This window comes from Hyalangium sp., from assembly GCF_035629615.1.
In the GTDB taxonomy this organism is placed as follows: domain Bacteria; phylum Myxococcota; class Myxococcia; order Myxococcales; family Myxococcaceae; genus Hyalangium.
Genome location: NZ_DASPHO010000887.1, coordinates 1 through 11,639 on the forward strand (window position 1 = coordinate 1; position 11,639 = coordinate 11,639).

Consider the following 11,639-nt stretch of genomic DNA (forward strand, 5'->3'; position numbering starts at 1 on the left):
GCCGGAGCGGGGACGAAGAACCTGATCGAGCTGTTGATCCACCAGGCTCAGCAGGCGGGCTCGAAGGCCGCCGTCACCCACAAGCGGGAAGGGAAGTGGCAGGACGTCACCTGGAACCAGGTGCTCGAGCAGGTGAAGACGCTCTCCTCGGCGCTCGTGGCCCAGGGCATCAAGCCCGGCGATCGCGTGGCCATCTTCGCCAACACCACGCTGCAGTGGGTGGTGTGCGACATGGCCATCTCCGCCGCGCACGCCATCACGGTGCCCATCTACAACTCCAACACCCCGGACGAGTGCCGCTACATCCTCAACCACTCCGAGAGCACGCTGCTCTTCGTGGACAATGACGAGAAGGACGCCAAGCAGCTCGGGCGGCTCTCCCGCGTCCGCCAGCGGCTCGGCGACTGTCCCAACCTCAAGAAGATCGTCGTCTTCGAGGGCGCGGCCAACGGGGACCGGGAGATGTCACTCTCGGACCTGCTGGCGCTGGGAGAGGCGGCCGAGAAGGCTCAGCCCGGCGCCTTTGACGAGCGGGCCAAGGCCGTGAAGCCGGACGACACCTGGGGCTTCATCTACACCTCGGGCACCACGGGCGATCCCAAGGGCGTGATCCTCACGCACGGCAACTGGTCGTACCAGGCGGAGATTGCGCGGATCATTGGCCTGATGGATCCCAATGACTCGGTGATGCTGTTCCTGCCGCTGGCGCACTCGTTTGCGCAGGTGGTGAAGGCGTCGTGGCTGGGCATGGGCTTCCGGCTCATGTTCGCCGAGTCGGTGGAGAAGCTGCTGCCCAACCTGGCGGAGGCCCATCCCTCCGTGCTCCCCGCGGTGCCGCGCGTCTTCGAGAAGGTGTACAACAACGTGGTGGCCAACGGCTCGGCGGCGCCGGGCCTCAAGGGCAAGCTGTTCCGCTGGGCCTTCCGGCTCTTCGACGAGTACGTCGAGGCGAAGATGCAGGGCCGCGAGTACAGCTCGCTGGGCTTCTCGCTGGCGCAGGCCTTGGTGTTCAAGAAGGTGCGCGCCACGCTGGACGAGAGGCTGGGCGGCAAGATGCGCCTGTTCGTCTCCGGTGGTGCGCCGCTCTCCAAGAAGATCGCCTACTTCTTCGAGCTGCTCGGCTTCAAGGTGCTGGAGGGCTACGGCCTCACGGAGACCTCGGCGCCCTGCACCTGCAACCGGCCGGAGAAGATCAAGATCGGCACCGTGGGCCTGGCGCTGCCCGGCACCGAGCTGAAGATCGCCTCGGATGGCGAGATCCTCGTGCGCGGCCCGTGCGTGATGAAGGGCTACTACAAGAACCCCACCGCCACCGCGGAGGTGCTGGAGTCGGACGGCTGGTTCCATACCGGGGACATCGGCGAGCTGGACACGGATGGCTCCCTGCGCATCACCGACCGCAAGAAGGACATCATCGTCACCGCGGGCGGCAAGAACGTAGCGCCGCAGAACCTCGAGAACACGCTCAAGAACTTCCCGCTCATCAGCCAGGCCATGGTCTACGGGGACAAGCGGCCGTACCTGGCGGTGCTCATCACCGTGACGGAGGAGGTGGCCAAGAAGCTCCTGGCCGAGCAGGGCGTCCAGATCGGCGAGTACGCGGAGCTGGGCAAGCGGCCGGAGATCCGCGCCGCCGTCCAGGACATCATCGCCAAGGTCAACTCCGAGCAGCCGCCCTACAGCAGTCTCAAGAAGTTCGAGATCATGGACGCGGACTTCACCCAGGAGAGTGGCGAGCTGACGCCGACGCTGAAGGTGAAGCGCAAGTTCTGCAGCCAGAAGTACGCGGCGCTCCTCGACAAGCTGTACGAGGGCAAGAGCGCCGACTGAGGCTCGGGCCGCCCCCAGGGCCAGGACATCCTGGCCCTCTGCCTCCCGCGAGGGGGGCAGGGCCGCCGTCCCCGGAAACGACAACGCCCGTGCTCACCTCTGAGGTGGCCGGGCGTGGGTGCTTCGGGGGTAGGAAGAGGGCTCAGCCCTGAGCGCTGGGCGTCTTCGCCTGGGCGTTCGGGTCCACCGTGGTGGCGCTGGCGAGCGTGCCCGGCGGGCCCTGAGGCTTTTTCTCCTCGGTGGCCTGCTCGTTGTTGCTGTCGCCGCCGCCGAAGCCGCGCTTGAAGTTGCGGATGGCGCTGCCCAGCGACGCGCCCAGCTGTGGCAGCCGCGAGCCGCCAAAGAGCAGCAGCAGCGCCGCGAAGATGAGCAACAGCTCTGGCATCCGTAGACCGCCCATGGACCACTCCTGGAAGGAAACGGGAGCAGCATACCGGCCAGCGGCGCGGCTCGCCAGTGACTCGGCAGTGCCCCTCAGGGCTGGGCGGTGGCCGGGGGAGCAAGTTCCTGGGAAACCCTGGCCGGCACGGTCAAGAAGAGGGTCGTCCCCTCAGGGTCCGTCTCCGCCCCGACACTTCCGCCGTGCACCTCCACCTCCAGGCGGGCCAGGTGGACGCGCAGCGCATCCTCCAGCTTCTTCTCCCGGAAGGCGCGCTCCTGGTGGGAGAAGACGAGGGCCGTGTCCTCGTCCGACAGGGGCAGGCCTTGGCGCCGCACTTCCACCCGCACCCCGGCGCCCTCGGGCACGGCCTGCACATGGATCCGCTCCCCGGGCTGGGCCCGCAGCAGCTGGTGCTGCACGAAGGCCTCCACCGCGTGCTGGATCCGGCCGGCATCGATGTCCACCAGCGGCAGGGGCGCATGCCCGTCCAGCACCAGCGTCACTTCCGCGGCCTGCGCCGCCGCCTGCTGGTGCTCCACGACGGAGGCGAGCAGGGGCTCGAGCGGCTGCTGCTCCCGCTCGAAGGCGAGCGAGCCCAGCTCGGCACGGCGGGTGTCGAAGAAGTCCTGCGCGAACGAGAGCGCCCGGTCCGCGTTGCGGAGGATGGTCTCCAGGCCGCGCTTGGCCTTGGGCTCCAAGGGGATCCGCCCGCTGAGGAGCATGGCCGCGTAGGAGCGGATGTTGGCCAGCGCACCCCGCAGATCGTGCGAGGCCAGTGACAGGTAGCGCACCTGGCTCTGCGGAGGCTCGGCTTTAGCCCCTGTCAGGGCCGAGGTCCACACCAGCCGTGCCCCATCCTCCAGCGGGTACTCGCCGGCGCGCACGGCCATGCCATTGCGCTCCCAGATGTCGTCCGCACCGGCCCGGGGATGGAAGCCGGCCCGCTCCAGCAGGTCGCTGACGGACTCGATGAGGGGAGGCAGCGCCGTGAGGCCCAGGTGCTCGAGCAGCAACCGGCCGAGCAGCCGTGGGGCTCCCTGGCGCGGCAGGAGGGCGAGCCCGGGAGCCGCCGCGGTGTCGCTTGCTCCTTGATCCCCCTGGCCCATCTCGCACCCCCCCATCCAACGAATCACGGGAAAGAGTGGGGAGGGACTGTCGGTTTTGCAACGGGCCCCTGCCCGCATGGAAGCGTCCCCATTTTCTTGCGGCCCAGGTGGCCGAATTGATGGAGAATCCCCCGCTGCATCCACGGGAGAAGGCTCTCTGGCTCCGCTCAACGCACCACACGACAGTTCGACCGTGATCCTCGTTGTCGACGACGACCCGGATATCCTCGAGGCCCTCTCCGAGATCCTGGAGGCCGAGGGGTTCGAGATCCGCCGCGCCCGCAACGGCAAGGAGGCGCTGGAGCGGCTGGAGCCGGACCCTCCGCAGCTGATCCTCCTGGATCTGATGATGCCCGTCATGGACGGGTGGGAGTTCGCCCAGCGCATGCGGCAGCGCCCCCCCGCCATCTCGAGCATCCCCCTCATCGTCCTGAGCGCGGACCGCAACGTGGGCAGCAAGGCGCTGGAGATTGGCGCCGTGGGGCACCTGGCCAAGCCCTTCGAGCTCAACGATCTGCTCGAGATGGTGCGCCGGGCGCTCAAGAAGCCCCCGCCCAAGTAGCCCTCTCGGGCTTGACCTGCCCGGGACCCGCCACTACGGTCCCGCCCGTCGTTGATTCACAAGTCAAACGAGGAGGGACGCATGACTTCGAAGGACATCATCGAGACGGAGATTCCCAGCGCGCTCCAGCAGAAGCCGGAGATGGCCAAGGACATCAATTCCATCATCCACTTCAATATCACCGGTGACGGCGGTGGAGCCTGGACGCTGGACCTGACGAAGTCCTCCGAGTGGGTGTCGTCTGGCCACAACGGCGAGGCGAAGATGACCATCACGGTGAGCAACGAAGACTTCGTGAAGATCCGTCAGAAGCAGCTCAACCCGAACATGGCGGCCATGTCCGGCAAGCTCAAGTTCAAGCCCATGGACATGGGCCTGGCCATGAAGCTGGCCAAGCTGCTGGGTTAGGAAGCTCCTTCTCTCTCTGGGCGCCCTGAAGGGGCGCCTCCACCGCGGCGCGACCTCCCACCGGGGGCCGCGCCGTTGTCGTGTCTGCCCCCCCCGAGCCCCATGAACACGCTCCCGCTCACCGGCCTCAAGGTGCTGGATCTCTCGCGTCTGCTGCCCGGCCCGTATGCCACGCTCGTCCTCGCGGACCTGGGCGCCACCGTGGACAAGGTGGAGGAACCCGACGGCGGCGACTACATCCGCCAGATGCCACCCCTGAGGGACGACGAGAGCGCGCTCTTCTACGGGCTCAACCGCAACAAGCGCTCGCTGACGCTCAACCTCAAGTCCCCCGAGGGCCGTGACGCCCTCAAGCGCCTGGTGCGCGGCTACGACGTGCTGGTGGAGAGCTTCCGGCCCGGGGTGATGGACAAGCTGGGAGTGGGGGAGGCGGCCCTGCGCGCGGAGAACCCGCGCCTCATCTACTGCGCCATCTCCGGGTACGGGCAGACGGGGCCGGACCGGCTCAAGGCGGGGCACGACATCAACTACATCGCGCGTGCGGGGGTGCTCGGCTACGGGGGGACGGCGGGTGGGGCTCCGGCCTTCCCGGGCGTGCAGATCGGCGACATTGGCGGAGGCAGCCTCTTCGCGCTGGTGGGCATCCTCGCGGCGCTGCACGAGCGCGAGCGCACCGGGCAGGGCCGGCTGGTGGATGTCTCCATGACGGAGGGCTCCATGGCCTTCCTGCACATGCACCTGGCCGCGCGGCTCATCATGGGCGAGCAGGGACAGCCGCTCCAGCGCGGGCGCGAGGCGCTCAACGGCGGCTACGCCTGCTACGGCCTCTACCGCACGAAGGACGAACGGTGGCTGGCGGTGGGCTCGCTGGAGCCCAAGTTCTTCTCCGGCCTGTGCGAGCGCCTGGGACGCATGGATCTCTTCGAGGCCGGGTACGACGTAGGCGGCGGGGCGGAGCGGGTGAAGGCCGAGCTGTCGCGCCTCTTCTCCGAGCACCCCCTGGCGCACTGGCAGCAGCTCTTCGCAGGCACCGATCTGTGCATCGAGCCGGTGCTGGAGGGGGACGAGGTGCTCGCCGATACGCAGCACCGGGCCCGCGGCCTCTTCGCGGAGGTGGAGGATGCGCAGCGGGGGCGCAAGGTGACGCACCTGCTCACACCCCTGCGCATGGGCGCCACACCGCTGCGGCCGCCTCCGGCGCTCGGGCAGCACTCCCGGGAGATCCTCACCGAGGCAGGCTTCACCCCCGAGGAGCTCCAGCGGCTGGGCCTCCCATAGGACTTCCGGCCCATGCTCCCGTTCACCTCCTAACTCCCAGGGGCGGATCGCTTTGTTCGAACCCATCAGGTGGGTAAGAGCTTGGCATTCCTCTCAAAGTAGCGGAAACTACATAGGAGCAGTGAACACCCCCCGGAGGGCACCCATGGCGGAGGTCGCTGATTTGAAGGACTTCATTGGCCGGAAGTTCTGCGAAAACGTGGGTTTGTCGCCTGAAGTGCTGTTCGGAGAGGACCTGTCTCTGGGCGAGGTGATCTTGCGCTCTGAGAAGATGCACAACAGCGTGGATCTGATGGAGGCCTTCGCGAAGTCCTCCAATGCGCTGCGCAAGGAGTACGGCGTCCGTGTGCGGCTGCCGGCCTTGTCGCTGGAGACGCCCATCTCGCGCGTGATGGAGCTGTTCGTCCAGGAGTGCCAGCAGGGGAGGAATTCCTGATGGAAGCCACCGCCTATCAGAACGCGTCGTTGGCTGCGGGGCTCGGAGAGAGCGACACCGAGCCTGCCCTGCAGCGGCCCGGGGTGATCCGGGATCTCTACCGGGCCTTCAAGGAAGAGGGCCGGACGCTGATGGACATCACCTGGGAGCAGCACCGCCACCACGAGTCCCGGCGCTGGAGCGTGATGGAGCTGCTCGCGGCCGTGCGCCCGGAGCAGCTCACGGAGCTGGATCGGTTCGTGATCTGGAACGCGGGGCGGGCGGAGATGACCGCCAAGCCGAGCGCGGACCGCATGTCGCGCCTGGCCGACGCGGAGTGCCGGCGCTTCCAGAGCACCGAGCCAGCGGTGGCCTCCATCATCCAATCGCTCGGCACCTGGAGCCGCTACTGGAACGAGGAGGAGTCCCACCACGAGATGGGCTTCCTCCAGCTCACGCGGATGCTGGGCTTCGCTTCGCTGGATGACGCCACGGTCCTCGACTACCGGAAGATCTTCCCGGATGACGATCTGCTGCGCACGGTGACGATGCTGTCGTTCTCCGAGGGAATCGCCGCGGTGAACTATGGCCAGTATATGCGGCGCGTTCGGGATCCGGGCCTCAAGGCGCTGTTCAAGCACGTGGGCGCCGACGAGGTGCAGCACATGCAGTACTTCATCTCGTTCGCCAAGGCGATGGTGGACAGCGGCGCGTACCCCGCCAAGGAGGCCTTTGCCGTGGCCCACCTCTTCCTGCGGGAGGGGGGCGAGCTCTACGGGGTTGCCCGTGAGCAGGTGGAGCACCGCGAGACTCACGTCAACTGGTGGGATCACCTCGAGGAAGGAGCCAGTGAGATGGTGGCGGCCCCAGAGTCGCTCGAGCGCAAGCGCTCCCTCATCCTCCACGCGCTCAAGCGAATCACCGGCATCTCCTGCGCCTCCGCGGAGGAGGTGGAGGACACCTGGCTGGAGCTGGTCGGGTGCTGATCGGGCTGGGGCACGATCTCCAGGCGCTCCAGGAGATGGAGAAGGTGGAGGCGCTGCGGGAGCCGGGCTCCTTCTTCACGGCGCGGGAGACGGAGCGCTTCAGCCAGAGCCGCTCTCCCGCGGAGAGCCTCGCCGCGGCGTTCTCGAGCAAGGAGGCCTTGTTCAAGGCCCTGCCGCCTCTGTCCGGGTGGAGCTGGACCGATGCGGAGGTGCTCCATGACGAGCGGAGTGCCCCTTACTTCTGCTTCCACGGTGTCCTCCGAGAGCACGTGGAGCGCAATGGCTGGAAGGTGTTGCTCTCCATCTCCCACAGTGGCGGCTTCGTCTCGACCGTGGTCGTCATAGGAGTCTGAACCGTGCGCCTCGAGGATGTCTCCCTGACGCTGCTCGTGCGTCCCAATGATCTGGACAGCCAGGGCCACGTGAACAACGCGACGGTGCTCGAGTACTTGGAGGCCGGGCGCTGGGCGTGGATGGATCGGAACTCCCTGCGCCGGGGAACCCCGGTGGTGGGCGTCACCATGCGCGTCGAGGTGGACTACCTGAAGGAGATCGCGCCGCAGGAGGTGGTGGTCCGCACGTGCCTCGAGTCGCCAGGCTCGGAGGAGCTGGACGACCCGGAGGCCGTCCACTACCGCGTCCGCTTCCATCAGCAGCTCCTCACCGACGCGGGCCGCAAGGTCGCGGTGGAGGCACATATCCAGGCGGCCTTCGTCCGCACCCCAGGGCGCTCCTTGTGCTCGCTGCAGGAGTACCTGGAACTGGCCCAGATCCCGAAGACTTGAAGGGGCTGCTCATGTCCGACTCGCTCTACGCCCGAGTCCTGGCCGCCGATCCCCAGCGCGGCCTCTTCCTCTATGAAGACTTCGCCGACACACCCACGTTCATCTCCTACGCGGAGCTGCCCGCCCGGATCGCGGCGTGCGCGGCACACTTCCGGCAGCAGGGGGTGCAGCCCGGCGATCGCATCCTCTTCCCCTTCGAGACGTCGGCGACCCTGATCGTCTCCTTTCTCGGGTTGCTGGAACTCGGGGCGGTGCCGCTCTCGGTCAAGCCCTACATCCTCAGCACCCCCAAGCAGGCCTACCAGGACTTCCTCTTACGGATCGCCGAGCGCCACCGCGTCTCCCTCTTCCTGGACGCGCCGAGCCTGAAGTCACTGGAGCTTCCCCTGCGCCGCGTGCCGCTGCCTCCCGCCGGGGCCCGCCTGGAGACGGGAGGCTTGAGAGCGCCATCCCCCGAGACGCTGGCCTTCGTTCAGTTCTCCTCGGGCTCGACCTCTCATCCCAAGGGTGTCCCCGTCACCTGGGGCGCGCTGGTCGCGAACCTGCGCATGTTCACCACGTTCCATCGCTTCAGCTCCAGCGACCGGGGCTGCACGTGGCTGCCGCTGTACCACGACATGGGGCTGGTGGCCTCGGTGCTGGCCTGCGTCTATGGGGGCTGCGACATCCACATCGCCCAGCCCACGAGCTTCCTCATGAATCCGGTAGGGTGGCTGGAGTTCATGTCGAAGTGCCGCACCACCCTCACCATCATCCCCAACTTCGCGGTCGACTATCTGCTGAAGTACCTGGAGGCGGAGGAGCTGGAGCGCTTGGAGCTGTCGGCGCTCCGGTGCTGTGGCCTCGGCAGCGAGCCCATCAACATCCCGAACCTGGAGCGCTTCATGGCGCTGCTCGCGCCTCGGGGATTGCAGCGGACAGCGATCCGGCCCAGCTATGGCATGGCCGAGGCGGTGGTGGCGGTCGCCTGCACGGGGTCCCAGCCGCTGCGGGTCATCACCGGGCCCAACGGACAGCAGGCGATCTCCGTGGGGCCCCCATTGAGCGGGTTCGAGGTGCGGCTGCGCTCCGAGGACGGGCGGCTCTGCGGCGAGCGCGAGCTCGGGGAGATCGAGCTACGAGGGGGCAGCCTGGCGGCCTCGTACTTCGAGCACGAGCGCCCGCTGCTGGGCGCGGAGGCCTTCTACTCCACGGGCGATCTGGGCTTCATGGACGGCGGAGAGCTGTTCATCACCGGCCGCGTCAACGATCGGATCAAGATCAACGGACAGAGCTACTTCTCCAGTGACTTCGAGCAGGCCATCGAGCGGCTGCCGTTCATCCGCCCGGGCCGCACGGTGGTCATCCAGACACAGGGGAGGATGGTGGTGTTGGCCGAGCTCCACTCCCTCGCGGCGCTGGAGCAGCGCGCCCAGAGCCAGCAGCAGGTGTGTGCGGCGATCATGCAATCAGTGGGCGTCTCCGTGGCGCCGCAGGACGTGCTGTTCATCCGCTACGGGCAGATCCAGAAGACGAGCAGCGGCAAGCTCCGGCGCCGGGCCATGACGGAGGCCTACGAGCAGGGGCGGATCCGCGTTTCCACGCCGATGGGGCTGCGCGCGGACCAACTGCGCATGCGAGGGGAGCGGCTCTTCTATGGCTCGCTGATCGAGGCCCGTAAGCGCGGGAGTCGGTGGCTCGAGTCCGGGCGAGCGGTGTTCGACCCGGTGGTGCAGCGAGTCCGAGCTGTACTGAAGCCAACGACAGCTCCTCCGTCTGCGCGAGGCTCCGGGCGGACGCGCCCGCCCTGAACCTGTCCGCTTGTATGACAGGTTCGTGCCATGCGCAGTGGAGGAGCAGCCCCGCCCGGGGTTCCCGCTGCCGGTCGCCTCTTCCACGCCGAGGAGCGCCGCAGAGGGGTAGGGTGGCCGGGGCGCTCACCTCCACTCGGCGAGCCCGTGCGCCGCGTGGCACGCGTCACCCACGAGGTCCCGGTAGAGCTGCGGCTGCTGCTTGGAGAGGGACTCTAGATCGCGGAGGGTTCCCGCCTCTCCGAGCCGGCGGACCGTCGCATCGAGGAGCTGGTGGGCCCGTGTCACTGCCTGCCGCTGTGGGGGAGTGGGGCTCCAGCCGTTCTCCCGCCGGTACCGCCCGAGCGTCTCCAGGAAGTGGCCGTAGAACTTGAGGGACTGCGAGAGCAACGGGAGCCGGTACGTGCCAGGAGCCTCCGCGAGTGCGGCCTCATACTGGCGAGCCTCCGAGCCCAGTCGATACACGAGCACGTCCACCTGTGTGTCCAGTCGCTGGCCCCACGCCTTGCGCACGGCCGGGTGGCGCGCCTGGCTCGCGACGGCCTGGAAGAAGTGGAGCCCCCCGCACGGGTGCGTGTAGATGCCCTGCTTCTGCTTGGGCACCTGGGGCAGCCTGGCCCTCATGCCGGCGGCCAGGTCCTCGTGCGCGCGCTCCAGGGTGGCGAGCGCCTCATCCCTCACCGCGTCGAAGCGCACCGTCTCTCCCTCGCCGTTCCGGAAGGTCGCTCCGGGGGCGAGGACATGGCCCAGCGCGTCGAGCGCCCAGGCCCCCTCGGGCGAGGAGGCCAGCTCCGGGCGGAAGTCTCGCTGCAGCTCCTCCACGAGCGCTCTCAGCGTCACCGGGCCCCACGCGGCCTGGAACTTCCGGCTCAGGGGAATGCCCGCCAGCAGCAGTGTCTTCACCTGCAGCGCCGGGTGCGGCTCCACGGGCGTGCCGTCCGGAGTGAAGGGCTCGAAGTACAGCCCGCGCCCGCCGGGAGCCCCATCCCGGCGCAGGAAGTCAGAGACGATGATCTCCGCGGCCAGCCGCCCGTCACGCGCTCGGAAGGCGCGCCCCGCCAGGACGATGCCGTGGGCCAGCGCCCAGGGATTGCGAGGGTCCGCACCGTGGGTGCGACACACGGTGCGGAGCTGCTCGGCGGTGGAGGGGGAGGCTGGCGGGGCAGCGTTAGCGAGGCCGAGGAGCAGGAGAGAAGCGGACAGGAGCATGAGAGGGCAGGGGAGGACGCTTGTTCACGCGCAAGGCGCCTGCTATTGACTGGCGAATCAATCTTCTGGAGGAGCCAGCCATGATCACCCCCTTCACCGAGGAGCACGAGGCCTTTCGCAAGACGGTGCGTGCTTGGGTCGAAAAGGAGCTGACGCCGCACGCGCTGGAGTGGGATCGAGCGGGCATCTTCCCGCGGGAGATCTTCAAGAAGGCGGGCGAGCTCGGCTTCCTGGGCATCAACCACGATCCGAAGTACGGCGGCAGCGGGCTGGACTACTGGTTCGTCACCGCGTTCTCGGAGGAGCTGACGCGCAGCCAGAATGCGGGCGTGAACATGGCGCTGCTCGTGCAGAGCCAGATGGCGACGCCGATCATCAACGAGCTCGGGACGGATGAGCAGAAGCGCGAGTTCCTCGAGCCGGCGCTCAAGGGCGAGCGGATCGCCGCGCTGGGCGTGAGCGAGCCTGGGGCGGGCTCGGACGTGGCGAACATCAAGACGACGGCGCGCAGGGACGGCGACGACTACGTCATCAACGGCTCGAAGATGTGGATCACCAACGGGACGCGAGCGGACTTCATCACGCTGGGGGTGCGCACGGGCGAGGCGGGGTACGGCGGCATCTCGCTGGTGACGTTCCCCACGGACGTGAAGGGCTTCTCGGTGTCGAAGAAGCTCGACAAAATCGGCAACCTGTCCTCGGACACGGCGATCCTGTACTTCGAGGACTGCCGGATCCCGCGCCGGTACGTGCTCGGGGAGGAGAACGAGGGCTTCTACCACATCATGACGAACTTCCAGGGCGAGCGCCTGGTGGGAGCGATCACGACGGTGGCGGGGATGGAGCGGATGGTGGAGGACTGCATCCGCTACGGCAACGAGCGCGAGG

13 protein-coding genes are annotated in these 11,639 nt (G+C 67.9%); 10 read left to right on the forward strand and 3 right to left on the reverse strand.

Going from position 1 to position 11,639, the window contains the following annotated elements:
- On the forward strand, positions 1 to 1,830 hold a 1,830-nt coding region (locus VD972_RS44320), incomplete at its 5' end, for an AMP-dependent synthetase/ligase (RefSeq protein ID WP_414654245.1).
- Between the two features lie 142 nt (positions 1,831 to 1,972).
- Here VD972_RS44320 and VD972_RS44325 read toward each other — a convergent pair.
- Both VD972_RS44325 and VD972_RS44330 read right to left on the reverse strand, forming a co-directional pair.
- Positions 1,973 to 2,230, reverse strand: a complete 258-nt coding sequence (locus VD972_RS44325; protein ID WP_324995996.1) for a twin-arginine translocase TatA/TatE family subunit — start codon at positions 2,228 to 2,230, stop codon at positions 1,973 to 1,975.
- A gap of 74 nt (positions 2,231 to 2,304) precedes the next feature.
- Positions 2,305 to 3,318 (reverse strand): HAMP domain-containing sensor histidine kinase, encoded by a 1,014-nt coding sequence (locus VD972_RS44330; protein ID WP_324995998.1) that lies wholly within the window; start codon positions 3,316 to 3,318, stop codon positions 2,305 to 2,307.
- Between the two features lie 193 nt (positions 3,319 to 3,511).
- On the opposite strand from VD972_RS44330, the gene VD972_RS44335 reads away from it, so the two are divergent.
- From VD972_RS44335 to VD972_RS44370, 8 genes are all read left to right on the forward strand, one after another.
- Positions 3,512 to 3,880, forward strand: a complete 369-nt coding sequence (locus VD972_RS44335) for a response regulator (RefSeq protein WP_324996000.1) — start codon at positions 3,512 to 3,514, stop codon at positions 3,878 to 3,880.
- Positions 3,881 to 3,961: 81 nt separating this feature from the next.
- A complete protein-coding gene (locus VD972_RS44340) occupies positions 3,962 to 4,288 on the forward strand; it encodes an SCP2 sterol-binding domain-containing protein (RefSeq protein WP_324996002.1) in 327 nt (108 codons plus the stop codon).
- Positions 4,289 to 4,390: 102 nt separating this feature from the next.
- Complete coding sequence (locus VD972_RS44345) at positions 4,391 to 5,566, forward strand: CaiB/BaiF CoA-transferase family protein (RefSeq protein WP_324996004.1); 1,176 nt, start codon at positions 4,391 to 4,393, stop codon at positions 5,564 to 5,566.
- Between the two features lie 145 nt (positions 5,567 to 5,711).
- The gene (locus VD972_RS44350) at positions 5,712 to 6,002 is read left to right on the forward strand and encodes a hypothetical protein (RefSeq protein WP_324996006.1); all 291 of its coding nucleotides are present in this window, start codon (positions 5,712 to 5,714) and stop codon (positions 6,000 to 6,002) included.
- Positions 6,002 to 6,967, forward strand: coding sequence for a ferritin-like domain-containing protein (locus VD972_RS44355; RefSeq protein ID WP_324996008.1), 966 nt, complete (start codon positions 6,002 to 6,004; stop codon positions 6,965 to 6,967). Before VD972_RS44350 ends, VD972_RS44355 begins: the two co-directional genes overlap by 1 nt.
- Positions 6,961 to 7,320: a holo-ACP synthase gene (locus VD972_RS44360; RefSeq protein ID WP_324996010.1), complete on the forward strand. Its 360-nt coding sequence runs from the start codon at positions 6,961 to 6,963 to the stop codon at positions 7,318 to 7,320. The genes VD972_RS44355 and VD972_RS44360 overlap by 7 nt, the downstream gene beginning before the upstream one ends.
- 3 nt (positions 7,321 to 7,323) lie before the next feature.
- On the forward strand, positions 7,324 to 7,752 hold the full coding sequence (locus tag VD972_RS44365) for an acyl-CoA thioesterase (RefSeq protein ID WP_324996012.1): 429 nt from the start codon (positions 7,324 to 7,326) through the stop codon (positions 7,750 to 7,752).
- Between the two features lie 11 nt (positions 7,753 to 7,763).
- Positions 7,764 to 9,542, forward strand: coding sequence for an AMP-binding protein (locus tag VD972_RS44370; RefSeq protein WP_324996014.1), 1,779 nt, complete (start codon positions 7,764 to 7,766; stop codon positions 9,540 to 9,542).
- A 126-nt stretch (positions 9,543 to 9,668) separates the two neighbouring features.
- Here the strand turns inward: VD972_RS44370 and VD972_RS44375 are convergent, their stop codons facing one another.
- On the reverse strand, positions 9,669 to 10,664 hold the full coding sequence (locus tag VD972_RS44375; protein ID WP_324996016.1) for a hypothetical protein: 996 nt from the start codon (positions 10,662 to 10,664) through the stop codon (positions 9,669 to 9,671).
- Positions 10,665 to 10,831: 167 nt separating this feature from the next.
- On the opposite strand from VD972_RS44375, the gene VD972_RS44380 reads away from it, so the two are divergent.
- Positions 10,832 to 11,639, forward strand: an 808-nt coding sequence (locus tag VD972_RS44380; protein ID WP_324996018.1) for an acyl-CoA dehydrogenase family protein, incomplete at its 3' end; no start/stop codon positions are given.

Excerpts from the sequence above, each read along its gene's own strand:
- VD972_RS44370 (WP_324996014.1), top strand. The coding sequence starts at position 7,764 with ATGTCCGACTCGCTCTACGCCCGAGTCCTGGCCGCCGATCCCCAGCGC.
- VD972_RS44350 (WP_324996006.1), top strand. The coding sequence starts at position 5,712 with ATGGCGGAGGTCGCTGATTTGAAGGACTTCATTGGCCGGAAGTTCTGC.
- VD972_RS44340 (WP_324996002.1), top strand. The coding sequence starts at position 3,962 with ATGACTTCGAAGGACATCATCGAGACGGAGATTCCCAGCGCGCTCCAG.
- VD972_RS44325 (WP_324995996.1), bottom strand. The coding sequence starts at position 2,230 with ATGGGCGGTCTACGGATGCCAGAGCTGTTGCTCATCTTCGCGGCGCTG.
- VD972_RS44355 (WP_324996008.1), top strand. The coding sequence starts at position 6,002 with ATGGAAGCCACCGCCTATCAGAACGCGTCGTTGGCTGCGGGGCTCGGA.
- VD972_RS44345 (WP_324996004.1), top strand. The coding sequence starts at position 4,391 with ATGAACACGCTCCCGCTCACCGGCCTCAAGGTGCTGGATCTCTCGCGT.
- VD972_RS44330 (WP_324995998.1), bottom strand. The coding sequence starts at position 3,318 with ATGGGCCAGGGGGATCAAGGAGCAAGCGACACCGCGGCGGCTCCCGGG.